Origin of the sequence: Nocardia sp. NPDC052254 (assembly GCF_040679495.1) — a bacterium.
GTDB lineage: Bacteria > Actinomycetota > Actinomycetes > Mycobacteriales > Mycobacteriaceae > Nocardia.
In genome coordinates, this window is sequence record NZ_JBFAUW010000020.1 from 80,601 (window position 1) to 105,835 (window position 25,235).

The window sequence follows — 25,235 nt, forward strand, 5'->3', positions numbered from 1 at the left end:
CGGCCGGGGTCCGTTCAGAAGCTGGGAACAGCTTTCGACGGCGTGAGTTTGCTGGTTCCGAGCCAGTATTCGGGCAGTGCCATCGTCTGCAGGACCTGCGAGGCGGTGGAAAAATCCTCGACGCGGGCGGCCGCCAGATACCGGCGGCTCAGATGGACGTTGATGAAGCGATTCATCAGAGCCGCCCGGTCGGCCGTGACCGGTCCGGGCATGCCCGGCAGGGTGGTTCCGGCTCCCGTCACCACCTGGTTGATTCCCTCGATCACCGCCCTGGTCGGTGTGGCGAAATAGCCGCGCAGCAATTCCCGCTCCGCCGCGTCGAAACTGCTGAACCGCAACTCGGGGTCGGCGAATCGACGGTTCGCCAGCCGATGCGCGGTGCGTTGGAACAGGGCGATATTGGCCGGCGTATGACCGAGTTTGAGCACACTCATCGAGGCGATCGCCTGGCCGAGATGCTTGTCGCCGTCCCACATGTTCGGCCCCCAGCTGGTGCGATAGTTGTAGGCCCGAATGGCATCGAGCCGTATCCGGTGGTTCGCGAAACCCGCACTGGTCAAGGCGGAGTCGAGGTCGCCCATACCGCCGCCCCGGTCGATCACCCGGTCCACCGCCACCGCGGCCCCCATCGGCGTGTGCCCGTATTCCGCCGCGGCCGAACGTGCCGAGTCGATGATCTGTTCGCGTGTGCGGTTGTAGTTCAGCAGCCAGCCCCGGCGACCGGATTCCACCGCCAGCCGCATATTCGCCGTCTCCGCCCGCTGCCGCAGGCCCGATCGCGCGCTGAGCGGGGAACGCCTGCCTCCCATCAGGTATTCGGTGACCGGATTCGCGTTCAATGTATTCATCGCGGCCAGTGTCGTGAGCAGGTGCGGCGAGCTCCCACCGGCTCGGGCGCCGGCGGCAGTCGCGTCCGGCGCCGCCGGTGCGCCCGCGAGCGCCGCGCCGATCTGCGCGACGGCCCGGTCACCACGGGCGGCCACATTGGGACCGACTCGGCGCAGCAACACCACACCGACCATCATGATCGCGCCACCGAGGACGATCACCTGGATGCCGTGGCCCGACGTCTGCCGGAACAGGTCGTCGAGAATCAGCGCGTACACACCGAGGTAGATGGTGAAGGCCATCATCTTGCCCGCGGACACGAACGCGTCGACGATATTGCGCACCAGGAATGTCTGAGTCGGGCCGTAGACGAAACCGCCTGCGGCGAAACCGAATATCGCCATGAACGCGTGATAGATCGACTCCGCGGCCGCCAGCACGATCTTGCCCGAGAGGTAGACCCCGAACAGGAGTAGTACCGCGGCGAAGAGCAGCAGGAGCAATCCCGTGCACACCTGGCCGGCATTGGGGTTGTGTGTTTTCGCATAGGCCGCGCTGTCGCCGCAGCGCTGCAGACCGGATGTCACCCGGCTGTCGCTGCCGGCGGCGACCCCGGTCGACCAGGCTGCCCGGCACGCGGGCGATTCGTCGACGATGTGGCCGAAGTTCCAGACCTGCAGTGGATGCCGGACGAAGTTGTCGGCGAGTGTGCTCTCCAGCGACGTGACCAGCGCGTGGGGATCGGGATTCGCATCGCCGTTCAACCCCGCCGCCACCGCGACCCCGACATCGCGGCCCTGGGCGAGCAGGCCGTCCGGAGACAGCACATCGGCCATGGGATCGGCGAGAAATCCGACCCCGAACATCGCCACCGCGATCATGGTCACGACTTGGAGGGTCGCTTTGCCGAACCAGCCGCGCAGCACGAACCACGCGACGCAGAAGGCGCCCACCGCGGCGGCGACGGTGATGACGGCCGGTGTGCCGATCTGCCCCGAAAGAGCGCGCGCCACGCCATCCAGCGGCGCCGAGACCAGTTCGAGCCAGCGGAAACTCAGCCCGTAACCGATCAGCCAGATGGCGGTGACGCCGATCGCCATGAAGCCGGCGAATTCCAGGTCCAGCACGGTCGCCATCGCCGTATTGCCCGGATGCAGCAGGCCGCCGTGATCGGTGACGAAGACATAGTCCGACACCGGGACCCCCGCCGAATCACGCACGTTCATCCAGCCGATGGCATCGATCGTGGAGGCGCCGGCGGCATCGGTGCGCGACTGCGCGGTCGCGATCGCACCCACGCCGATCGGCAGGCCGAACACGGCCAGGGCGACGAGCACCACTCGGGTACCGATCCGACGCAATCGGCCGGCACGCAACCATATTCCCGCGCGCCGAGCAGCTGCCGCGGGCCGCCACCGCGCGTAGTCCCAGAACTCCCAGGCCGACCGCCACGCTTGCGCCGGCACCTTCGTGTCCGACGCACCACTCCGCCCACAAGCCATGCCCAACAAACGATCATCCTGTCGAATCGTTGCGAGGGCGGCTCGCACCTACGTGCCCATGCTGTCACTCGCTGATACCAGAATCGGCGGACGTCGCCGGCGGCCGATGATCATGAGACTCTACGAATGCCGATCGACGTCGTAACCCGTTGCGCTCGAGCAGATTCTGTCCCGAGCCGATCGCGGGTTCTGGATGCCGTGCCGGTTCACCCGGTGGACGCGACAACCGTTCTGCGGCCGGGTGATTGCAGACAGCCTGATTAAAAGTCGACCTCGGCAGGTCCGTTGCGGCAAAGGCACAGGAAGAGCATCGCCGTGACGCTGTCGACGCTGCCGGGAGCAGTGCGACACGGCCCGGACGTGTGCGCACCGCCGCTTAGATTGAGCCGGTGGGACAATCCAACCCGTGGCAGAAGAGCCGGACCGGCCACCGACAGGAGGCGCCGCGTCCACAGCCATCGGACTCCACCGCAACGCGCACGCGTTTGCCGTCGATACCCAGCGGAACCGCGGGCTATCTCTGCGGCGGGATCGGGAGCCTGGTCGTCTTCGCCCTGATGTTCCGGCCGTGGCTCACCGCGGGTGGGTGGGACGGTCGAGCAGAAGCCAACGCGTTCGGCCAGATTCACGCCAGCACCACCTATTTGAACATCTGGTCGAAGTCCGGGCCGCGGCTGGCTCAGCTCACCAGCGTGTGGCCACCGCTGATCGTCGTCGCCGTCACGTCGACGGTCTTCACCGTCCTGCTCATCATGCGCGGCGCCGGGAGCAGGCCGATACACATCGCTGCCACCACATCGACTGTGGCCGTGGCTGTTTCGGTAGTTTTCGACGTGCTCCACCTCCAGAGCAAGGGACCCGACCTCAAAGCGATGGTCGGTCTCGGCGGAGACCTGGGCAGCCAAGCGGGGCTCGTCTACCGCGCCCTCTCGGGCAAGGGCAGGTATCCGATGCCGGGCAGCACGGTCGATTCCTACGCCAACGCCGGACTCACCGGCTGGGCGCTGACCGCTTGCGCCCTTGCGATCGTGTCGGCCGCGGCAGCGCTCGCCCAGTGGAACCACAATCGGCGGCCGGCGGGCAGCCCCGCGGCGGACCGAGGCCGGTCGGCAACGGTACGCGTGGTTCCGGGGTCGGGCGCCGAACAAGTTCGATAGCTTCACAGCGATAGTTTTCACAGAATCCATCGACACCGCCTATAGTTACGCGATGGAGTTGCGCCACATCAAGTATCTGCTCGCGGTGGCCGACCACGGGAACTTCACCCGCGCGGCCGAATCGCTGCACATCTCACAACCGACGCTGTCCCAGCAGATCAAACAGCTCGAGCGCGCCCTGGGCGTGGAATTGCTCGACCGGTCCGGCCGCACGGTGCGGCTCACCGATGCCGGGGATGCCTACGCCCGGTACGCCCGGCTGGCATTGCGCGATCTCGACGCCGGCGAGCGCGCGGTCCACGATGTACAGGATCTGAGCCGTGGACATCTGCGGATCGCGACGACGCCCACCTTCACCGCATATCTGATCGGGCCGCTGGTACACCGGTTCCGCGGCGAACATCCGGGGATCACCCTGACCGTCCGGGAGACGACGCAGGATCGGCTCGAGGCGGACCTGGCCGCCGACCGGCTCGATCTCGGGATCGCGTTCACCGGCACGCATGCCGCGGGGATCGAGCACACGGCGCTGTTCACCGAGAAATTGAGCCTGGTCGTCGGCCCGGACCACCCGCTGGCAGCGACCACGCCGGCCTTGCCGGTGACCGAACTCGCCGGACAGCCATTGGGCCTGCTCAGCGCGGACTTCGCGACCCGCCTGCACATCGACCGGTATTTCGACGACCACGCGGTGACTCCGGAGATCGCGATCGAGGCCAATTCGATCAGCGCACTACTGGAATTCGTCCACCGGGGCACTCTGGCCACCGTGTTGCCCGATGCGGTCACCCGGGCGCACCCCGATCTGCGCCCGATACCACTGGAGCCGCCGCTGCCCATCCGCACCGTGGAACTGCTGCGCCGCCACAGCGCCTACCACTCGGCCGCAGCGCGCGCCTTCACCGCGATCCTGCGGACCGTCGCAGAAAACTATTGAGTAAATCTATCGTTACCATCAAAGACAAATATTGGACGCTATAGCTCCAGGTCGTGCAGGCTGGAATCAGTTCCCCGGCGACCCGAAACGGAGCGATCCATGCACGACCTCGCGACCGGTGTCAGGCATTTCCGCGACACGGTATTTCCAGCCCAGGCCGAGTTGTTCACCCGGCTGGCCACGACCCACAGGCCGGACACCCTGTTCATCGGATGTTCCGACGCACGCGTCGTACCCGAACTGATCACCAGCAGCCGGCCGGGCGAACTGTTCGTCATCCGCACCGCGGGCAATCTCGTTCCCGCCCATGGTCCCGGCACCGACGGCGTGGCGGCCAGTATCGAGTACGCCGTCACCGTGCTGGGCGTCGGCCGCATCGTGGTGTGCGGACATTCGGGCTGCGGTGCGATGACCGCACTCGCCGAGGGACACGATCTGAGCTCGGTACCGGCGGTGGCCGCCTGGTTGCGGCATGCCGATGCGGCCGCGGCGCGCTGCGAGGATCTGTCCACCGACGCGCTGATCGAGGCGAATGTCACCGCGCAGCAAGCGAATCTGGCAACCCACCCGGCGGTCGCCCGAGCGCTGGCGGCGGGAACCGTGACCGTCGAGGGCTGGGTCTTCGACATCGGCAGCGGCGCGGTCACGATCGTCGGCGCCGATCGGCTCGCCGCCGCCTGAGAACCGTCCCGCCGGAGCCCACCGTCCGGCGACAACCCGAAAGGAATCACCTCATGGTGCACGCACAATTCGACCCCACCGCCCGGCAGGCACTGGCCACCACCGCGGTCGAGGCCAAGATCGCCAAGGATCTGACCTGGGAGCAGATCGCCGAAACCGCGGGATATTCCACGGCTTTCGTCACCGCGGCGATTCTCGGCCAGCATCCGTTGCCGGAGCGGGCCGCACACGCGGTCGCGGATCTGCTCGGTCTCGGTGACGAGGCCGCGACGCTGCTGCAGACCATTCCGACCCGGGGATCGATTCCCGGCGGGGTGCCGACGGATCCGACCATCTACCGGTTCCACGAGATGTTGCAGGTGTACGGAACCACACTGAAGGCGCTGGTCCACGAGCAGTTCGGCGACGGCATCATCAGCGCGATCAACTTCAAGCTCGATGTGCGCAAGGTGGCCGATCCGGAGGGCGGCGAGCGTGCCGTGATCACCCTGGACGGCAAGTACCTGCCCACCAAGCCGTTCTGAGCTTCTCCCCGGAAGGACCACAATGGATTTCGCACAGCGCACCATCGACCTCGCACGCCGCAACGTCGAGGAGGGCGGCCGGCCGTTCGCCACGGTCATCGTGAAGGACGGCGACATTCTCGCCGAGAGTCCCAATCTGGTGGCGCAGACCAACGACCCCACCGCACATGCCGAGATTCTCGCGATCCGCGAGGCGTGCACGACACTCGGCACCGAGCACCTCACCGGCGCCACGATCTACATCCTGGCGCTGCCGTGCCCGATGTGCCTGGGCGCGCTGTACTACTGCTCCCCCGCCGAGGTGGTGTTCCTGACCACCCGCGAGGCCTACGCACCGCACTACGTCGACGATCGCAAGTACTTCGAACTCGAGACCTTCTACGGCGAGTTCGCCGAGCCGTGGGATCGGCGCCGCCTGCCGATGCGGCACGAATCCCGCGACGACGCCGTCGATGTCTACCGTCGCTGGCAGGAGCGCAACAACGGGGAGCGCCGGGTGGCAGGAGCACCCACCTCCGCGTAGGCACGCACGATACGAACAACGGTGGCCCGGAACGGAATACGTTCCGGGCCACGTCGCCGCGCGCGGCCTCCGGCTCCTCGGCCGCCGACCGATCCAGCGTGGCACGCGCACGCCGGACACGATGCCCACACCGCGGTCCCGGGTCCGGGCATCTACCGTCTGTTCCTCGATTTCCGTCACGACGACGTCGTGCGCACCGCGGCTTTCACCCTGCCTGCCGCTCGAACCCCGACGCCCGTGCAGTGACGCACATCACCATCGGCCATGTCATGTTCGATCACCCTGCGGTGTCCAGAGGGCATGACCGACAACAACAGCAACGCAACGCAACGCGTCGTCGTGATCGGCGGCGGCTATTCCGGGACCGTCGCGGCCAACCGGCTGCGGATGCGGCCCGATACCGACATCACGCTCGTCAACCCCCGTCCGCACTTCGTCGACCGGATACGGCTGCATCAGTTCGTGGCCGGAACCGGTGATGCGAGCATCGAGTACGGCACACTGCTCGGTGCGGGCATCCGGCTCGTCGTCGACAGCGCGACCCGGATCGACAGCGTCGAGCGCACCGTGACACTGGCTTCGGGCAGCGTCGTGGACTACGACCATCTCGTCTACGCGGTCGGCAGCGCCGCGGCGGTACCTTCGGTCCCGGGCGCGGCCGAATCCGCCTGTGCCATAGCAGAGTTCGAACTGGCGCAGCGGCTGCGAGCCGATCTGGAGCAGCTCGGTCCTGAGGCGCCGATCGTCGTGGTCGGCGGCGGCCCGACCGGTATCGAGACCGCCGCCGAACTGGCCGAACGAGGCCGAGCGGTCACCCTGGTCTGCGGCGGGACCCTGATGCCGTCGCTGAGCGAGCCGGGACGCCGCTACGTCGCGAAATGGCTGTCGCGCCACGGTGTCACCGTCCTCGAAAAGCAGCGGGTGGCCGAGGTCCGCCCGGATGCGGTGCTCTTCGCCGACGGCGCCGCACACCCCAGCGCCCGCACCGTCTGGACCACCGGTTTCGCTGTGCCACAGCTGGCCGCCACGAGCGGGCTGCGTACCGATCCACTGGGACGCCTGCTCACCGACGAGACCCTGACCAGCATCGACGACGACCGCATCGTCGCGACCGGAGACGCCGCGGCACCGTCGGGCGTACCTCTGCGGATGAGTTCACAGGCCGCCGGCGCACTGGGCGCGCGGGCCGCGGACACCGTGCTCAGCCACATCGCGGGTACCGAAGCCGCGGTCATCGACCTGGCCCTGATCGGGACCTGCGTCAGTCTCGGCCGCCGCGCGGGGATCCGGCAGCTCGCGCACAAGGACGACACGGCGATGAACCTCTACATCGGCGGTCGCGCGGGTGCCAGAATCAAGGAGGTGACCTGCAAGATCGGAGTCGGGAAAATCCGCCGCGAGGCCCGCGGGCCCGGTTCGCTGATGTGGCCCAAGGGCGGGCCGCGCCCCCAACAGCCCGCATCCGCCCGGATCACCTCGGCATGATCACCGACGAACACGCCGAGCGATTCACGCTGCTGCGACCGCTGCTGTTCACCATCGTCTACGAAATCCTCGGCTCGGCAACCGATTCCGACGATGTACTGCAGGACAGCTATCTGCGCTGGGCGGCGGTCGATCTCACGACCGTGCGCGACACCAAGTCGTATCTCGCGCGCCTGGTGACCCGCCAGGCACTCAATGCCCTGCGGGCCGGGGCGCGGCGGCGTGAGGACTACATCGGTCCCTGGCTGCCCGAACCGCTACTGCTCGACGAGCGCGATCCCGCGGCCGATCTGGTGCTCGCCGAATCGGTGTCGATGGCGATGCTGGTGCTGCTGGAAACCCTCACCCCTGACGAACGCGCGGTATTCGTCCTGCGCGAGGTATTCGGCTTCGACTACGACGAGGTCGCCGCCGCGGTAGGCAAATCGGTCGCCGCGGCACGTCAGGTGGCCCATCGCGCCCGCGAACACGTCCAGGCCCGCCGGCAGCGTTTCACCCCCGCCGACGCCGCCACGGTGGAGCGGATCACCGGACAGTTCATGGCCGCGGTGAGCACCGGTGACACCCAGGGCCTGCTCGCCCTGCTCGCACCGAACGCCACCTGGACCGCCGACAGCGGCGGTAAGGCCGTCGCCGTACGCCGGCCGGTGGTAGGTGCCGAAAATGTCGCCCACTACCTGATGCGCCTGTTCCGCAAACTGGGCAGCACCCCGGAACTGCGCATCGAAACGATCAACTGCAACCACACCCCCGCACTGGCCGTGCACCGCGACGGCCGACTGGAGAGCGTCTACCTGATCGAGATGGCCGGGGACCGGATCGCCAACTTCTACGCCATCCGGAACCCGGACAAACTACTCGCGGCAACCGTCCCGCACCGGATCAGCCGATAGCGACCGGCCCGAAACCTTCTGGTTCCGGGCCGGTGTCGCGCCGGGGTTCAGGCTCTCCCCGACGACCGGCAGAGCCCGCGGATCAATCGGCGGCTCGCCGGGCCTCGCCCCGGTCGCGACGAACGCCATTGGCCCGGAACACATTGCGTTCCGATCCGGCGAGGGTTGCGAACTCCGGGTGAACATCCGCCATCGTGATGCGAACGAGATACCAACTGGTTCAGCACTTTCCGTTCAGCTCAGTTCACCGACACGGAAATCTCCGTTCACGACAGCGGATTAGCGTCGAAGAATCTACCGGGGACTGTCGAGCAGCCCCGATGAGTGCTGCGACGCACCGCCGACGTGGTCACGTTCTTTTGCGATGGTCACGTTCGGTGCGCCCAGGTGGCGTGAAGACGAAACAGGATGCGGTGGTGGACATCTGGTTCCCGGTTCGGCACGTCTGCACACGACTGCTGCCGACCCGACGACGTCGGCGGATCGCCGCGGCAGTGTCGATCTCATTCGCTTTGTTCGTATTTCCGGGCGTGCTCGGCTCGGCAGCCCTGGCGGACAACGGTGACCACTCGGCCGGCTCGTCCACCGGCAGCTCCCTGGCGTGGACGAATCTGACCGACTCGTCACATGTTCCGGTCTCCAGCTACCTGTTCGCGACCGATCACGGCAGCATTCTGCACCCGGGCAATTCCGCGGTCTCCACGGTGCTGGGACTCGAATTCGCGGGCTGGAAGATCATGGTGATCACCGCGATCTGGCTGATCGGATACGCGCTGAGTTTCCGGTGGCTCGACCTCTTCGACAAGGCGCTCACAGGTGTGGCGCACAGCCTGTCCGGACAACTCGCCACACCGATGATGCTGGTCACGGCCGCGACGATCGGCGCGTTCTGTGTCGCCTGGTTCGTCGTGCGCGGCTTCCACGCCAAAGCGACGGTCCAAGTGGTGACGATGCTGGCCGTCGCGGTGATCGGTCCGGTCTTTCTCGCCGAACCGCTGGCGGATGTGTTGTCGCAGGACGGATTACTGGCGAAGGGACGCGATCTCGGCATCGCGGTCGCGGCCGGATTGGACGGACAGAGCAGTTCCGACCCGGCGAACATGGTCGCGTCGATGCAGACGACACTGACCGACAATTTCGCGCGTCGTCCACTCCAGGTCTGGAATTTCGGGCATATCGTCGACGAGCGCTCCGCCTGCCGGACGGCCTGGTCGGCCGCAATCTCGTCGGGCAGTGAGGATCGGGTCAAGCACGGTATCGCGGGCTGCGGCGACTCCGCCGCCCGCGAATCGATCGAGAATCCGAGCTTCGAGCAGGTCGGCACCGGACTGCTGCTGTTGTTGTCCGGTGCGATCCTGCTGGCGTTCGGGGCCGTATTGGCGATCAAGGTATTACGCGCCGCGCTCGACACGGTCTACCACGGCCTGATGTCGATCTTCGGTTTCGCGGCAGGCGGATTCGTCTACGGGCCGACCCAGACCTTCCTGATCCGCAATGTGGTGGACGGATTCGTCGCCGCCGCGCGGATGACCGCGTACACCATATTCCTGGGCGTGTACGTGCTGATCCTGCACGATCTGTTCCGGCTGGCCGGCGACCAGGTGACGATCGTGTTCCTGGTCGGCGCACTGGTGGAGATCATCGCCATCCTGCAGCTGCGCAAGCTCGGTGCCGCCTTCGATCGCGGCAACGAATGGATCGCCAACCGGTTCGCGCTGACCGTCCAGGGCCAAGGTGCTCGAAGTTCCGGTTCCGGTAGCGGGGCACATGCGCTCGGCATGGGCGAGACCGGGGCCACACACACCCTGCGCGCGGGTCTGCTGCCGGCCCTCGCCGCGGTGAGCACGGTGAGCAATTCACCTGCGACAGAATGGTTGTGGGGTGCGACCCGCTCGCCGTTGCGGCCGTTCTCGCGCGCCGAGCGCGCGGCACAGGTCGGCCAGTGGCGGTTCTGGGGTTCACCGGGCGTGGGCGGCGACTCCGGCGTCTACGCCCAGTCCTATATGCATCGTCGGATGTATGTGATGGCGGCCCGCCGCGCGGCGGAGGCGACCGGCGGGGTGAACACCGTGCGCGGCGCCGCGGCGGCCCTTCAGGGTGTGGAGGACGTCGGCGGCAAGATGTCCGACGCGTGGGCGGCACTCACCGTCGCGGGATTCACCGACGATGCCGTCAAATTCAACGCCATTCGCTCCTGGAGCATCGTCGACGGCAACGCCGACGACTGGACCCTCGCGGACAAGCACCTCGGCCACGTGGTGGCGGCCGTGCAACGCGCTCAGGATTCGTCGCTGCGTCTCACCGGGGGCGGGGGAGATCCCGCCGAGGTCGCCGCGGATATGGCAACTCTGCAGGCGGCGGCGTTCCGCTATCGCCGCGCCAATCCGGGTGGCGTCACTCTCGACGGCGGTGTGCCGCACGGACGGCAGACGCGGTTCGTCACCGACTACATGAACTCCCCGACCGAAGCGAAGATCCACCAACTGCAACGGCTCACCAGCGGCGACCTGTCCGCGGCCAGCGGGGATCTGGCTGGAATCAGCCAAGCCGACGCCGCTCGTATGATGCAGTGGATCGGCAACGAACACGCCCAGCGTGCCCTCGTGAGCGTCAACGAGGTGCTGGCCGATCCGTCCGATCCGGACCGTCTGCGCAATGCCAGGCGAGTGATCTCCGATGCGGCGAATACCGATCAGTGGGCCGCCGGATCGAAGCGAACGCCCTGGAACTCGCTCGCCCCGCCCAGGCGCAATCGACCCCGTGCCCCGAGACGTCCGGAGTTCGACCCCACGGGAGCATTGCTGAACGGAAGCAGGTAGCGGCGACCGGACCGGGATTCGAGGACTGCTGATTATGAAATGGCGCAAACCACAACGAGTTTCGAGTATTCACCGGGAACGGCGGCCACCGCCGCCGGAGCCTGCGGCGGCCGTCTAGAGTGTGTGACCGAGTATCGAGCGGGCGAGGGCGTCGTGGTCCTCGAGCATCGCCACATGCCCGATGCCGCGAAGGTATTCGAGCTTGGCACCCGGCACCGCCTCGTACTGGTGTGCGGAGGTCGGGTCCCACCGAGGGTCGGCGTCCCCGAAGATCACGAGCAGGGGCTTCCCGGCGGCCATGAGGCGCTCGGGCACGGTCCCCGCGACGAGGTAGTCCATGTTGGCGGCGAGAATCGCTCGCAACCCTCGATAGGTCGTCCTTCGCAGATCGACCACAGCTGCGTCGGGCACCGTGATCGGGGCCGCCGCGGTCGCCGCCAGTCCACGGCGGATCATCGAGTCGGTACGAATCGCCCACACGAGCGGCCCGAAAGGCGGCGAGGCGAGCACCTTGACGATCGTCGGCTCGGGCAAGAGCGCCGTGCGACTCGGCCCTGTGCTGACCAGAACCAGCTCACCGACCAGGTCCGGACGACGCTCCACGAGGGCGGTGGCGACGTATCCCCCGCTGGAGTGACCCACCACCTTCACATTCCGGAACCCGAGCTCGTCCAGCACCGCCGCCGTCCGATCCGCCTGCTGCGCAACGGCGTACGTGGACGCCGGCTCGGATCGGCCGCATCCCGGAAGGTCGATCGTGATCACCCGATACTTCGTGGCCAGCGTCGGCACCACCGGCGACCACGTCGAACCGGTTGCGCCCGAACCGTGGATGAGCAACAACGGCGGTGCCGCCGGGGCCCCGTCGATGACAACGTGCAACCCATGGACTGTCGCGCCATCGCCCGTCCGGGCGGGTCTCGATTCGCTCATACCGACATCTTCGTCGCAGTCTCGTCGCACCGTCTTGTACGAATGTCATGGTGTTCCGAACTCGTCCACTTCGACCATTCCACGCATCTGCCGATGGCAGATCGCTCGCCCGCGGATACCACGGTCGAGGCAGGCTGTGTGCCTGCCCGTCGTGCACATGAGACCCGGGTGACCCGCGCGGCCGGCTTCCTTCAGACCGCGCTTCGTGTCGGCAACGTCGCGAGTGCGCGGATGGCCTCCGCGGTCGCCCACTGGGCTTCCGCCTGCGCGAGGGCAGCATGTGCCTGTGCCTGTGCGATCACGTTCCGCCGCTCCGCGTCGCTGACCGCGTCGCCGGCGGTGAGGCCACCGAGCAGTGCCTCGGCGCGCTGCTTGTGCGTGGTGTAGTCATCCATCGCCGAATTCTCGCACTCCTGGAACGAGCGGATTCCCGGACGACGGCGGGAGGTGGATCGGACGCGTCTGCCGGAACCGCGAGCCGCAGCGGCGAATACCCGCACGCATGAGTTTGCCGGGTCGTAGCCTGGCCGGTATGCGCGCACTGGCATTCTCCCTGTGGGCCTCGGTGGTGTTCGTGGTGATGGCGCTGGTGTGGGGACTGGCGGCCGGGTCTCAGATGATCGTGTTCGACGGTCTGTATTCACTTGTCGGTGTCGGCCTTTCGGCGCTGTCGGTGGCCGCGCAGCGGACGGTGGCCAAGGGGCCCGACGCGGCCTATCCATGGGGTCGGGAGACATGGGAGCCGGTCGCGATCGTGGTGAAGGCGACCGCGCTCGGCGGACTCTGCGTCTACGGGTCGGTGAATGCCGTGCGCGAGATTCTGCACGGCGGCCGGGCGGTGTCGGCGGAGTCGGCGCTGATGTATGCGATCACGGCGGCACTGCTCAGCATCGTGGTCGCGCTGGTCCTGTTCCGTGCCGCCCGCGCCGGTTCCGGGCTGGTGCGGGCCGAAGCGGCGGAATGGGCCGGCGATGCCGGATTGAGCCTGATCACACTGGCCGGATTCGCCGTGGCACTCGCGCTGGTCCGGACCGGCAACGAGGTACCGGCGCGCTACGTGGACCCGGCGTTGGTGATCATCGTGTCCACGGTCTACCTCTGGATTCCGGTTCACCTGTTTCGCGACGCAATGCGCCAGATCCTCACCATGGCCGCACCGGCCGCGGTCGTATCGCAGGTGCAGCGGCTGTGCGACGAGGTCCGGGTGACGCACGGATTCGACGAGTCGGTGGTGCGTGCCGGCACCGTCGGGTCCCGCCTCGACCTCGAATTCGCATTCGTCCTCGGTCCGGCCACTCCGAGCCGCGATGTCGGTTCCTTCGACGACATCCGCGCCGAGATCGACCGGCGGCTCACCATGCTGGGCTATCACCACTCGACATCGGTCGTCTTCACCGCGCAGCGCCGGTGGGTGCAATGGGCAAGGTGACCGGCGAGACCACCGCACCCTCACGACGGACGCGCTCGCGATCTGTTTTCCTGTTCCCGAGCGATCAGACTGCTCTGGTCGGGCGGTACCAGGGCCCCGATCTCATCGCGCGAGCCGATCATGAGTTTGCGCAGAACCGCGGCAACCTGAGTATCAACGGTGCGATGCGAACTCCCCCGCCGGGATGCGATGGCGGTGTTGGTCCATCCAGCGGCCGCCAGCAGCGCCACTTCCTGCTCGGCGCGTGACAGCTGTTTCCACAGCTTCGCCGCGGCGTGCTGCACCGTCGGCTGCGCCGACCGCTGTGGCGTCGGCGAATCAGCGAGCGCAAGCCGTGCGACCTCCACCATCGGCGGGCGAAGCAATCTGCCCTCCTGCACCAATGTATCGAACTTGGTTGCGCCCAATATCTTTCGTATGCGCCCCACGGCCATATCGGTCTCCACGGCGAATGGGCGCAGATTGTCGATGTCGACCCCCAACTGCCTGCGCATCGCCTCGGCGCCGCCGAGCAGTTTGGCCACCGCGGCCGCGTCTGCCGGTGCCGGCGGACGCGCGCCTGCGGGACAACTGCTGACCATGTACGACAGCGTCCAGATGTAGGCGTGGACGGTCCACACCGCACCCCACGAGTCACGCATGGCAATTTGACGGGCCAGCGTGGACCGCGCCGCCGACACCGCGGCACGCAGATCCCCATGCTTGGTCTCGGCGACGATCCACGCGATCTCTGCCCACGACTTCGCCCATTCACCGCCGGATCGCGCGGCGTTGTCCAAGTGACGTCGGGTGATGTCGAGCGCCTCCCGCTCGGGCATGAGGAACGCCGCGGCCAGAGCCTCGAACAGCTCGCTCATGGCTGCCATACCGGGTTGCTCGAGGGCGGAGAACTTCTCGCGCGCACGCTCCAGCACCACCGACGCTCGGGCATCCTGGCGAACCAGCAACAGGTGGCAACCAGCAGCGAATTCCGCCTCGGCCGGCACACCACGGTCGGGCACCGGGTCGGCCAGCCACGCATCGCGCGTCTCGGCGTCCTCCAGGCAGATGTCGGCACATTCGCGAATCCTGCGCTCCGCGTCGCGGGGCAGACCCTGGCACAGACAGATCCAGGCAATCGCCGCCGTCGTCGCCAGTTGCATCTGGACCGGCTGCGGATCCGCGACACGAGAGGCATCCAGCGTCTTCTCCGCCCAGCTGCGCGACTCTCGCAACGACCCCCGGAAGAATGGGACCCGTAGTGCGATCATCCCGACCACGATCTCCAGTCCGACCACCGCCTCGCTCGGCGTACCGAGGCTGCCGTCGATCGCCAGCAGGAGATCGTCCCACGACGCACGAGCCCAGTTCAGCAGTTCACGTTCTCGATGGCTGAACCATGCCTGGTTCGCGGCGACCACCCGATCGCGGTAATAGCGGCGATGCCGGGCCGCCAGACGAGCCACCTCGCCACGCGCCCGAAGCGCGGATCTCTGCTGCGCGAAGACTCGAATACTCTCGAGCAACGAATACCGGGCCTCGTCACCGGAGAGGTGCAGCGAGACCAGTGACTGGTCGGTGAGCCGATCCAGCAGTCGCTGGATGTCGCCGCTGTCGAGTGCCGCGCCCGTGGCGTCGGGCCCACTGCAGATGGCCCGCACCGCATCGACATCCGCGCCGACCTCGACGCCGTAGCCGTCGTCATTGTCCTGCTCGCTGTCGTGACCGGGCGCGAACACCGACATCCGCTCCAGCAGCAGGCGTTCCTTCTCTCCGCACAAGTCGAACGACCACGCGATGACCTCGTTGATTCCCCGGTGACGTTCATCCGCACCGAGCTGCGTCTCGTCCGACCAGAGCAATCGGCGATCCGCGGGCTCACCACTGAGGTCCTGCAGTATCGCGGGCAGTGGCTGTCGATACAGCCGGGCCGCCGCCAGCCGGATGTGCAGCGGCTGGTTGTTGACGTGCCCGCATATCGACCGCACCGTCGTGATGCCTTTGTCCTCGATGCGCGTTCCGGTGAGTTCGGCGCGACGTCGGAACAGTTCCACGGCGTGCGCGGAGCTCAGTGGCGGGACGTGCAGCAGTTGCTCGTCCACCCACCCGATCCGGCCCCGGCTCGTGGCCAGCACCACCAGCTCGGGAAGCTCCTCGAGAAGATCCGATATGAGCTTGCCGGCCTCGGTGACCACATGCTCGCAGTTGTCGATGATCAGCAGTGGCCGCGGGGAGGGGCTGTCTTCGATGGTTTCCACGAGTGCCTGCCAGGGCGGGCGGCCGGAGAAATCGTTGTCCACCACAGAGCGCACGACCTCGTCCTCCACCGCGGCCGCACCAGCGTCTTTGGGAAGGCGTGCCAGACGTACCCACGGCACCGGCGCTTGGCCCGGTCGACGGAAACGGTGGACCGCTTCGGCGACCAAACGGGTCTTGCCGATCCCGCCGGGTCCGAGAACCGTGATCAATCGGGCAGACCCGAGCAGCAGGGTCGCCAGTCGGTCCAACTCGCGTTCGCGACCGATGAAATCGTCAGCAGGTGACGGCACACTGCTTCGGCGGCGCGGTGGCATAGCCCCGCACCTTACCGCCGCGGCCGCCATGATGCCTACGCAGAGCGAGCCGTATCGCATGCGACAAGGTACCTACGTGTGTGGCGGTACCCACCGATGCCGACCGTGCCTCTTCCCGGCGATGGTGGTCGAGGCACGCGCAAGCGACACAAGTCATGTAAACGGAATGCGGCGGAGTAGCACATGTGCAGCGATCCCACACCGGCCACAGGCAGGGTCCGGCACCTGCGGCGGGCATCGACCCTGTGCCGGGTGAGTGTCCGCTTCACCAACCCGGCGATACAGTTCGATTACCGCGCCGAACAATCCACCGCTCGACGGTTCGGAGCGGCGATGGCGCCCACCGGCGCCGAGGTGACGATCGAGTTCGATCCGGGCGAGAGCTGCATCGCCGCGCTCCCGCCCTTGCCGTGTGCCCGGCTGTGGGCGTGACTCAGCCGCATTCCTACCAGGCTCGATCCGACCGCGGAATGACTTCCGCGGTCGGATCGCGATGAGATTTGGCGAAAGGCTCTCAATGTATCGAGTGCAGATCCTCGGAGCAGGAGAATGCGGACTCGCTTTGGCGCACCAACTGCTCGGCCGGGCAGATGTGCACCTGGTGGCCGACCGCGACGCGGAATCCGTGGCCTCGGGTGGTGTCATGAGCACACAGGTCAAGTTCCCTCCCGTGCTGGACATGGAAGCCGCTGCGGGACTGAACTTCTGGCGATCGAAGGCACCCGAGATCTCGGGAATTTCTTTTCGCATGGTTGTCGACGGCGAACAGAAACTCGGCTGGACCGGGCGGTTCAGCCGACCGGCCCAGAGCGTGGACCAGCGGACGACATTCAGCCGCTGGATGTCGGCGTTCGCCGATGCGGGTGGCGACCTCGAAGTCGCCAAACTCCCGCTGGACGAGATCGACCGCCGCGCGCAGTCCTATGACCTGACGGTCGTCACCAGAGCGGACCGCGACCTCCTCGCTCGTTTCGCCACGGACACGGCACGGCCCGTATCCAGCCGACCGTTACGTCAGCTGTCGGTGCTCTATCTCGACGGTGTGCAGCCCGATGCGCACAACCGTGGGAATTATGTCGCGCTGCCCGGACTCGGCGAATTCATCTCCTACCCCGGCCTGACCGGTAGGCAAGGTCATGAACGCCGGTGCGAGATGGTGCTTTTCGAAGGTATCGCCGGCTCGGCACTGGATGCCGCCTTCGCGAGCGCCACCACCCCGCAAGAGCGGCTCGCGACAGCCAAATCGCTGATCCGACAGCACCTTCCCGCCGATCTGGCCGATCGTTTCCGCGATGCCGAACTGACCGACGCCGGCGCCACCCTGGCCGGGGCGGTCACTCCCGCGATGCGGCACCCGGTGACCACACTCCCCTCCGGCACCCCGGTGCTCGGTGCGGCGGACGTGGTGTGCCGGATGGATCCCGGTGGCGCACAGGGGGCCAACAACGCTGTTCGATGCGGATTCCACTACGGCAACGAGATACTCCACAACCTCGACGGAAATTTCGACCAGGCCTGGCTGACTCGGACCGCGGATGCCTGGCTGCGCGACGTCGCCCTTCCCGCCGCACGCTGGACCGAGGCCGTACTCGACCCGCCACCCGCGCTGCAGGATCTCATGTTCGCTGCCGCGGACGACTCCGCACTGGCCGACGCATTCGCTGATACATTCATTCGGCCGGCAAATCTGGCACTCGTGGACCCGGCCAGATGAGCACATAGGAGTTTCCCGTGCCCGCCTCACCGCATGCAGATCGCCCGGACGAAGGCCATCACGCGCCACGTCCGTCCCCCGCCGACGCCGATACCGAGCGGGTGAAGCTGCACTCGGCCGAGTTCGCCGCGGACCCGCATCGCTCTTATCGGGCGATGCGGGAACGCTACGGGTCGCTCGTGCCGGTGGAACTTGCTCAGGGTGTGCCGGCGACACTCGCGGTCGGGTATCGAACCGGACTGCAGATCCTGCACGACCCCGATCATTTCCCCGCCGACCCGCGGGCATGGGAGAAGACCGTCGCCTCCGACTGCCCGGTGTTGCCGATCCTGCAGTGGCGCCCGAATGCACTGCGCAGCACCGGAATCGAGCATCAGCGCTACCGCGGCGCGAACACGGCCGCCATCAACGGCGTCGATCTGCACGGTCTGCATGCGACGGTGGAACAGATCGCGATGGGCCTGATCGAGGGCTTCCGCGGCCGGGAGAGTGCGGACTTGGTCGCGGATTACGCTCTCCCGCTGGCCTTCGCAGCAATCAACACCATGCTCGGTTGCCCACCGGAGATCGGGCAACGTATCGCCGTCGCCACCGCGGGTGTCTTCGATGGAGTCGACGCCGAGAACAGCAATCTGCAACTGGCCGAGGCCGTACTGGAATTGGTGGAACTCAAACGCCGCGAACCCGGTGACGACATCACATCGCGACTGCTTGCCCATTCCAGCGCACTCGACGAGACCGAACTGATCCATCAAATCGTCGTTCTCTACGGCGCCGGCATCGAACCGCTGCAGAATCTGATCGCCAATACCCTGGTGCTGATACTCACCTCCGACCAGCTGGCCGGGCATGTGCTGGGCGGCAGCCTGTCCACCCGCGACGCACTCGATGAAGTTCTCTTCAACGACCCCCCGATGGCGAATTTCTCCATCACCTATCCCCGCCAGCCGGTACTGCTGGAAGACATGTGGCTCCCAGCCCATCAGCCGGTCGTCGTCAGCCTGGCCGGATGCAACAACGACCCCCACATCAACAACGGCGACCACACCGGAAATCGTGCGCATCTGGCCTGGGGAGCCGGACCGCACGCCTGCCCCGCACGCCAGCCCGCCTACCTGATCGCCCAGGACGCCATCGATCAACTCCTCGACGCGATCCCCGAACTTTCCTTGGCAGTGCCCCGAAGCGAGTTGCGCTGGCGTCCGGGCCCGTTTCACCGAGCCCTGACGACCCTGCCCGTCCGATACCCGCCGGACACCACACCGGTCGACCCGCAGAGCCTCCCGTAGCGGCCACCGGGCGGGCTGCCTCCGCCACCGTACGCGGCCACGACCTCGAAATCGGCGCGCACAGCCACTGGCCTGATCGGTATCGGGGACAGGATTCGAACGTGCGCCCTCTGGGTCACGAGCCCTCGAGGATCTCGACCATCCGGGCCCCGAGGACAGCTGCCGACGCCGGGTTCTGTCCGGTGATCAGGTTCCGGTCCTCGACCATGTAGGGCTCCCAGATCGGACCGCGACTGAACTCGATCCCGATCTTCGCCTTCAGATCGGTCTCCAGCAGCCATGGCGCGATCGCCGCGACACCCACGGCCTCTTCCTCCTCGTCGGTGAAGCACGTCATGCGGTAGCCCGTGAACGGTGACTCGCCGTGTATCCGGGTCGACAGGATCGATGCCGGGGCGTGGCAAACGATGAACAGCGGGTTCCCCGATGCCAGTTGCTGTCGCAGCAGCCGCCCGCAGTCCGCATCGAATGCCAGGTCCGCCATCGGACCATGCCCACCGGGCAGATACAGCGCGTCGTAGTCCTCGAGGCGCACGTCCGACAGCTGCAGCGGCCGACGCAACGCCTCCGCCTCACGAATGATCGACTCCAACCGCAAGGCTCCGTCGATACCGCCGGCCATCGCCGGCCGCAGACTCATCATGTCCGGCGTCGGAACCACACCGTTCGGAGTCGCCACGATCACCTCGTGCCCGGCATCGATCAGTACTCGATACGGATTCGCGAACTCCTCGGCCCAGTAGCCGGTCGCATACCGCGAACCGTCCTTCACCACCCAGTAACTGGCACCACTGACAATGAAAAGAACCTTCGCCATCGGGAAACTCCTCTCGGATTCCTGCGCGGTCGTCGAGTTCGGTGAACGGGTGGACACCGAAGATCCCGTGCGGACCCGCGGGTGGACCTTCGGGGTGCCACTGCGGACGAGGCCGATCACGGCCTGCCGGCCGATATCTTTCAGCGCCCGACCGGGGTCTCGGGCTGCATCCGGTAGGAACGCTGCACGGCTTCATTCCGAGTCCCGAGACCGTCGGCGATCTTGCGCTGCCAGGGCACCTGCTGGAGACGCATGGTCTCCTCCCGCATCGACCCGGGCTCCAGGTTGCGGAAGTTGTCGAGCTCGCCGGCGGCTACCGCCGTCAACGTCGCGTACACCGGTTCCGGATCGAACTGCGCCCGCGGAAAGGCCAGCTCCGAGTAGTCGAAAAGTCGTCCGGACGGGTCGTCCTCCCAGCTCTGCCAGGTCTGGAACATCCGGTCGTTGAATCCGGTCAGAAACGGGCCCGGATTGACCGTGGCGACTTCGACATTGTATTCCTGTAGCTCATCCGCCATTGTCTCCGCGATCGCCTCGATCGCGTGCTTGGAGGCGGAGTACAAACCGGTGAAGGGATTGACGTTCAGCCCCTCGCGAGAGGAGACCCACACAATACGCCCGCCACCGCGGCCGATCATCTGTTTGGCAATTCCCTGAGTAAGTAGAAGCGGTCCGGTGACGTTGACCTCGAACTGATGTCTGATATTCCACGCCGGAATATCGACCGTCGACCCGCCTTCGCCGATTCCCGCGTTGTTCACCAGAATCTGCACATCCCAGCCCAGGGCTTTGCGACGGTCTCCGGCGTGGGTGACATCGAGCTTCTCGACACGCAGATCGACTCCTCTCTGGGCCGCATGCCGCTTCAGGGATTGGACCTGGGCATAGATCTCGACCGCCGCGATGACGTCGAATCCCTTCTCCGCCAAGCGCATAGCAGCTTCGTATCCGAACCCGGTGCCCGCTCCGGTGACCAAGACCTTCCGGTACGCAGAATCACCCATATCGACATCTCCGTCTCCGAATTCCGGACCGCGCGTGTCATGGAGCCCTGATGCCACCCTCCACTTGTCACCGACTGAATTTAATCGGACAAGTCGGCGTTTCCGCGAAATCGTCAGCCTCGCACCGGGGCCTACCGCCTGATTTTCCAACCGAAATGCGTGAACAATGGTAGCCCCGGCACCGAGGAAATGACAGATGCGTCGGCCACATCAAGGTCGCACGGTCGGTGACGGAGCGGGCCGCATTCGCCCCGCCCTCGGTTGCCGCCGACTGTGACCGCGGCGGGTACATCGAAGGGATCCCGGATCGATTCGACGAGGATCGACCGGTCGCCGGGTGCGGCAAGGGCGTTGTGCGGGTCCGCGGAAGCCTCAGCGACGAGCGAGCGTGCCGCGGTTGCTACGACGCCGCGTTCGGCGCTCGCATGTTCGCGTCGCGAATCTGCTGCAACGCAAGGTTTCCGGACCGGCAGCGAGACAACTCCGGTGAACGACCAGCCGGTCGCGATCGGCACCTGGACCGAATACTCACCCTCGCCGCCGATGCCGGGCTCGACTCGACTGGACGCACTGGAATTGTCAAAGTCACTCCAGCGAAAAAGCTCTTTTCATTTGGGACTTCCCTTCATATTCTGCGACTCCGATAACCTGGCCACAGCCCCCACGGAATCAGTAGATAATTCGGTCTCGAGTTCTGCCGCACGGGCGAGGGATTCGGCTACATGCGAACTCACTTTCCGAATGATCGCGCGCACGACCGGGCGTCATTCAGTTTCCGACGCCCCTCGTCGGAACGATCGTCAGCAGCGGTAGCCGTGTCGGCTGTTCATGTGACCGTCGGTATGCATCCAGACCTGCAGATATAGACCGCGGCACAGTCGCGATCCTGTGCGTCGACCCACCACGGAGCTGCCCAGCCCGAATGCGGTGACCAAGAGGCCCAATACGAGATTCATCCAGCCTTCACGCAGGTCGCTCAGCACCGGGCGGCGTGCGGTTGGCTCGGTCTGCCAGCACACCACCATGGAGCACGACGAGCGCATAACCAACGGCACGCGCGGCGAGCACGATCGCGATACCCGATGCCGAGACTCCTACCAGGAGCAGGCAGAACGGCACGACGACATAGCTGATGCGGTCACCAATGGTCGAGACGGCCTGCGAAATCAGGAGCCGGGCGTAACCGCCGCGCCACCAGTTGCGTTGCACTGAGCGTTGTATGCCCGGCCGGTCGGGTTCGACGGTCGCCTCGGACTCTTGCGCGGGCTTCATCCATCCCCCTTCATGGTGACGCCGGATGGAAGCCGGCCAGCTTTCGATCGCGCGCCGCGACCAGAATGCTGGATTCTGTTGCGGCACTGCTTGGATGACCATCCTTCACCCAATACCTGTCGGGGCCGACAGCCAACTGCGCGGTGGCCGACCATGGAGTTATACACACGCGGGCCGGCGTCAGCACTCGGGCGCTCAACTCCTCACCGGCCCAACGGATCGCTGCTCGCTGACTTCGGCCGGCCGGCTGCGGTAGGCGACACCGAATTTCCACACTCGGGCATGGGACCGAGTTCACCTGCTCAGAGTCAGATCTGCACCCAGGCGTCTCAGGCGCGCGGCCCGCCACCAATCTGGCATCTCGGGGCAGGCCGTGCCCGATATGGCCGTCGCGGTCGATTCGGCAGCCGCACAAGTGAATCCCGCACATACGGGCGCGATCGGCACCCGGGGGTGGGACATCGATTGTCGTCGATGCGCGCGAACACCGGTGCGGCATTGGGGCGATGGGGCACGACCGTCGGTGATTTCGCGACCACCCTCCGGCAGGCTGCGACTGCGTACCAGCGGCAGGAGCAGGCCAATGCTGTGACGATCGACGCCACCACGGCGGCGGAGCTGTCGATATGCCCGAAGACGCTGCCACAGCCGCCACGCATCTACTGGGCGGGACACCACGGCACAGCTGACACTCGGTTTGACCCGTGATGCGCAACAGAATGAAAAGCGGCCCCGGAACCATGGTTCCGGGGCCGCTTCCCCTAGTAGCGGGGACAGGATTTGAACCTGCGACCTCTGGGTTATGAGCCCAGCGAGCTACCGAGCTGCTCCACCCCGCGTCGGTAGGACCAACCCTACGGCACCGGGGGCCGGATCACCAAAACGGCCGCTGTACAGCGCGAATACCGTGCCGACCGCTGTCCGCGCTGCCAGTGTTCCCGGGAATCGGTGGCCGTTCACCTAGGCGTCGTGGAGCCGGCGCGGTTCCCGAAAGGTTTGCGGTCTTCCGAAAAGCGCGGGAATGCTGGAACTTTCGAGGTGACCGTTCAGCCCGGGTATCGCGTCCCGGTTGCCGGCGGGCTTCGCCACCGACCGGCACCTGGCGCACCGCGATGAGCACCGAATTCGACACCTGTGCGGTGACCGACCGCGCGGCCGTTGACACCCGCCGGATGGCAGCGCCGCACGCTCACACGTTTCGGGAAATACGTGCTGACGATCGAGCGGGCCCCGGACAACTCTCGGTTCGTCACACCGATCCGCGCATTACTCCGTCAACGAAAAATGGTCCCGAAACCATTGGTTTCGGGACCATTCTCCCTAGTAGCGGGGACAGGATTTGAACCTGCGACCTCTGGGTTATGAGCCCAGCGAGCTACCGAGCTGCTCCACCCCGCGTCGGTGAACACAACATTACACACGAGTGGGAGAGCATCGCAAATCGCATGATCAAGGCGGGTTTCCGAGCCCGAATCGATGATCTTGCCGACCGCCGCAGACTCTGGCTCAGCGAAGGAATCCCCCGACAAATCCCACATCTCGAGACGCCCCCCAGGAGATTCGCGGCAGTCGACAACGGACCGGGGCAACCCGCAGCGAATCACGGAGCCGGCCTCGAGCACGCACCTCGACCGAACCGGGCGCGAACCGGTTGCGGACATCAGGAGGCAAGGACGCGATCCGAAATTGGCGAGCCGAAAACCTCGCACAGTCGCCTTCGTCCGGACGAGACAGAAGCGCAAGCATGGGAAACGCGCGCGTTTCCAAGTTTCACACCGAAGAAACGTGACCCGGACCACAATTTTGGCGTGATTCATCGCACATCACGGCCGCATAACAACGGTTCAAAATGATCAAACTTGGCATAGCCAACCTGCATCAACGTATGGAATCGGGTTATTCGCTTCATGCAATTGTCGCTGTTATCAAGACGTGATCTGTTGAAATATGTTCGTTATGGTCGTCTGCGGCCCGGATCGACCTCGTGATGGGCTCCGACCCGAACCGCTGCACACCGGCAACCCTGCCCCGCGGTCCGGGGATCCCCGACCTCCTGGGGGCAGGGACGCGGCGATATCGCCGGGCCGGCGGGCGCAGGGAGGGACACCACCATGAACAAGAACCGGAAGATCAGCAGTCGCGCTCTCGGCTTCGCCGCCGTCGCCGGCGCCCTTGTTGCCGTCCCGTTCGCAGCATCCAGCACCGCTTCCGCTGCCTCCGCCCACGATTGGGACGGTGTCGCGCAGTGCGAGAGCGGCGGCGACTGGAACATCAACACCGGTAACGGGTACTACGGCGGACTGCAGTTCACGCAGTCGACCTGGAACGCCAACGGTGGCAACGGCTCGCCTCAGAACGCCAGCAAGGACGAGCAGATCCGCGTCGCGGAGAACGTGCTGGACACCCAGGGCCCCGGTGCGTGGCCGGTCTGTGGCCAGTACCTGCGCTACGCCCCGGCCGAGGAGACCCAGCCGGCGCCCGCCCCGCAGCCCGAGCCGGCCGCGCAGCTGCCGACCGATCGCCAGGAGCTGGTCAGCAAGGCCACCGAGGCCGGTAAGCAGGCCGCTCAGCAGTACGGATACGGCCCGCAGTTCCAACAGGTCCTCGACCAGAACAGCGGTCTGATCGACACCCTGGGCCGCTGAGGCCGGTAGTGGGGATTCGCCGTCGGAACCGGTAGGGACCGCGCGAACCGACTGCGACTCGAACGAGTTCGGCGCCGCCATCATGATGATGGCGGCGCCGCACTCGTTTCCGTATCCGTTGCCCGCGGCGGCGTCAGTCTTCGGGATTCGCGATCCGGACCTCCATACCGCCGAACGGGCGTCCGCAGCTGCCCCAGGCCGCCGGCCGCATGTCGGTGTCGGCGGGGTAGC

At 66.4% G+C, this 25,235-nt stretch carries 21 protein-coding genes, 2 tRNA genes and 1 pseudogene; 14 read left to right on the forward strand and 10 right to left on the reverse strand.

Annotated elements, in window-relative coordinates; genetic code table 11:
• Positions 1–14: 14 nt before the first annotated feature.
• On the reverse strand, positions 15–2,294 hold the full coding sequence (locus AB0L57_RS30335; protein ID WP_364969461.1) for a hypothetical protein: 2,280 nt from the start codon (positions 2,292–2,294) through the stop codon (positions 15–17).
• Between the two features lie 425 nt (positions 2,295–2,719).
• On the opposite strand from AB0L57_RS30335, the gene AB0L57_RS30340 reads away from it, so the two are divergent.
• The 8 genes from AB0L57_RS30340 to AB0L57_RS30375 all read left to right on the forward strand — a co-directional run bounded on the left by AB0L57_RS30340 (position 2,720) and on the right by AB0L57_RS30375 (position 11,349).
• Entirely contained in the window at positions 2,720–3,487 is a 768-nt protein-coding gene (locus AB0L57_RS30340) for a hypothetical protein (RefSeq protein ID WP_364969463.1), read from the forward strand.
• A gap of 52 nt (positions 3,488–3,539) precedes the next feature.
• Positions 3,540–4,424 carry a transcriptional regulator CynR gene (gene cynR, locus AB0L57_RS30345; protein WP_364969466.1) on the forward strand — a complete coding sequence of 295 codons (885 nt, stop codon included), beginning with the start codon at positions 3,540–3,542 and terminating at the stop codon, positions 4,422–4,424.
• Positions 4,425–4,523: 99 nt separating this feature from the next.
• Positions 4,524–5,105 carry a carbonic anhydrase gene (locus AB0L57_RS30350; protein ID WP_364969469.1) on the forward strand — a complete coding sequence of 194 codons (582 nt, stop codon included), beginning with the start codon at positions 4,524–4,526 and terminating at the stop codon, positions 5,103–5,105.
• Between the two features lie 53 nt (positions 5,106–5,158).
• Complete coding sequence (gene cynS, locus AB0L57_RS30355) at positions 5,159–5,629, forward strand: cyanase (RefSeq protein WP_364969471.1); 471 nt, start codon at positions 5,159–5,161, stop codon at positions 5,627–5,629.
• A gap of 22 nt (positions 5,630–5,651) precedes the next feature.
• Positions 5,652–6,152, forward strand: coding sequence for a nucleoside deaminase (locus tag AB0L57_RS30360; protein ID WP_364969474.1), 501 nt, complete (start codon positions 5,652–5,654; stop codon positions 6,150–6,152).
• A 300-nt stretch (positions 6,153–6,452) separates the two neighbouring features.
• Positions 6,453–7,637, forward strand: coding sequence for an FAD-dependent oxidoreductase (locus AB0L57_RS30365; protein WP_364969477.1), 1,185 nt, complete (start codon positions 6,453–6,455; stop codon positions 7,635–7,637).
• On the forward strand, positions 7,634–8,530 hold the full coding sequence (sigJ, locus tag AB0L57_RS30370) for an RNA polymerase sigma factor SigJ (protein WP_364969480.1): 897 nt from the start codon (positions 7,634–7,636) through the stop codon (positions 8,528–8,530). Before AB0L57_RS30365 ends, sigJ begins: the two co-directional genes overlap by 4 nt.
• Positions 8,531–8,922: 392 nt before the next feature.
• A complete protein-coding gene (locus AB0L57_RS30375) occupies positions 8,923–11,349 on the forward strand; it encodes a hypothetical protein (protein WP_364969483.1) in 2,427 nt (808 codons plus the stop codon).
• Between the two features lie 114 nt (positions 11,350–11,463).
• Here AB0L57_RS30375 and AB0L57_RS30380 read toward each other — a convergent pair whose 3' ends face one another.
• Positions 11,464–12,282: an alpha/beta hydrolase gene (locus tag AB0L57_RS30380; protein WP_364969485.1), complete on the reverse strand. Its 819-nt coding sequence runs from the start codon at positions 12,280–12,282 to the stop codon at positions 11,464–11,466.
• Between the two features lie 191 nt (positions 12,283–12,473).
• Complete coding sequence (locus AB0L57_RS30385) at positions 12,474–12,677, reverse strand: hypothetical protein (protein ID WP_364969486.1); 204 nt, start codon at positions 12,675–12,677, stop codon at positions 12,474–12,476.
• A 137-nt stretch (positions 12,678–12,814) separates the two neighbouring features.
• On the opposite strand from AB0L57_RS30385, the gene AB0L57_RS30390 reads away from it, so the two are divergent.
• Positions 12,815–13,711 carry a cation transporter gene (locus AB0L57_RS30390; protein ID WP_364969487.1) on the forward strand — a complete coding sequence of 299 codons (897 nt, stop codon included), beginning with the start codon at positions 12,815–12,817 and terminating at the stop codon, positions 13,709–13,711.
• Between the two features lie 20 nt (positions 13,712–13,731).
• Here the strand turns inward: AB0L57_RS30390 and AB0L57_RS30395 are convergent, their stop codons facing one another.
• The gene (locus AB0L57_RS30395; RefSeq protein ID WP_364969489.1) at positions 13,732–16,263 is read right to left on the reverse strand and encodes an AAA family ATPase; all 2,532 of its coding nucleotides are present in this window, start codon (positions 16,261–16,263) and stop codon (positions 13,732–13,734) included.
• 252 nt (positions 16,264–16,515) lie between these two features.
• On the opposite strand from AB0L57_RS30395, the gene AB0L57_RS30400 reads away from it, so the two are divergent.
• The 3 genes from AB0L57_RS30400 (at position 16,516) to AB0L57_RS30410 (ending at position 19,266) form a co-directional block, all read left to right on the forward strand.
• Positions 16,516–16,695 (forward strand): hypothetical protein, encoded by a 180-nt coding sequence (locus AB0L57_RS30400; RefSeq protein WP_364969491.1) that lies wholly within the window; start codon positions 16,516–16,518, stop codon positions 16,693–16,695.
• A gap of 130 nt (positions 16,696–16,825) precedes the next feature.
• Entirely contained in the window at positions 16,826–17,977 is a 1,152-nt protein-coding gene (locus AB0L57_RS30405; RefSeq protein WP_364969492.1) for a styrene monooxygenase/indole monooxygenase family protein, read from the forward strand.
• A gap of 17 nt (positions 17,978–17,994) precedes the next feature.
• On the forward strand, positions 17,995–19,266 hold the full coding sequence (locus tag AB0L57_RS30410; protein ID WP_364969494.1) for a cytochrome P450: 1,272 nt from the start codon (positions 17,995–17,997) through the stop codon (positions 19,264–19,266).
• A gap of 115 nt (positions 19,267–19,381) precedes the next feature.
• Here the strand turns inward: AB0L57_RS30410 and AB0L57_RS30415 are convergent, their stop codons facing one another.
• The 3 genes from AB0L57_RS30415 to AB0L57_RS30425 form a co-directional block, all read right to left on the reverse strand.
• Entirely contained in the window at positions 19,382–20,083 is a 702-nt protein-coding gene (locus AB0L57_RS30415) for a type 1 glutamine amidotransferase domain-containing protein (protein WP_364969497.1), read from the reverse strand.
• A gap of 140 nt (positions 20,084–20,223) precedes the next feature.
• Positions 20,224–21,087 (reverse strand): SDR family oxidoreductase, encoded by an 864-nt coding sequence (locus AB0L57_RS30420; protein ID WP_364969499.1) that lies wholly within the window; start codon positions 21,085–21,087, stop codon positions 20,224–20,226.
• Between the two features lie 963 nt (positions 21,088–22,050).
• Complete coding sequence (locus tag AB0L57_RS30425) at positions 22,051–22,461, reverse strand: hypothetical protein (protein WP_364969501.1); 411 nt, start codon at positions 22,459–22,461, stop codon at positions 22,051–22,053.
• A 372-nt stretch (positions 22,462–22,833) separates the two neighbouring features.
• Between AB0L57_RS30425 and AB0L57_RS30430 the strand changes: the two genes are divergently transcribed.
• Positions 22,834–23,067 carry a hypothetical protein gene (locus AB0L57_RS30430; RefSeq protein WP_364969503.1) on the forward strand — a complete coding sequence of 78 codons (234 nt, stop codon included), beginning with the start codon at positions 22,834–22,836 and terminating at the stop codon, positions 23,065–23,067.
• 57 nt (positions 23,068–23,124) lie between these two features.
• On the opposite strand, the gene AB0L57_RS30435 is transcribed toward AB0L57_RS30430, so the two are convergent.
• Both AB0L57_RS30435 and AB0L57_RS30440 read right to left on the reverse strand, forming a co-directional pair.
• A tRNA-Met gene (locus AB0L57_RS30435) sits at positions 23,125–23,198 on the reverse strand.
• Between the two features lie 485 nt (positions 23,199–23,683).
• Positions 23,684–23,757, reverse strand: a tRNA-Met gene (locus AB0L57_RS30440).
• Between the two features lie 713 nt (positions 23,758–24,470).
• Between AB0L57_RS30440 and AB0L57_RS30445 the strand changes: the two genes are divergently transcribed.
• The gene (locus tag AB0L57_RS30445; protein ID WP_364969505.1) at positions 24,471–25,004 is read left to right on the forward strand and encodes a transglycosylase family protein; all 534 of its coding nucleotides are present in this window, start codon (positions 24,471–24,473) and stop codon (positions 25,002–25,004) included.
• Positions 25,005–25,143: 139 nt separating this feature from the next.
• Here the strand turns inward: AB0L57_RS30445 and AB0L57_RS30450 are convergent.
• Positions 25,144–25,235 (reverse strand): annotated as a pseudogene (locus AB0L57_RS30450) (Long-chain-fatty-acid--CoA ligase); the annotation flags it as partial.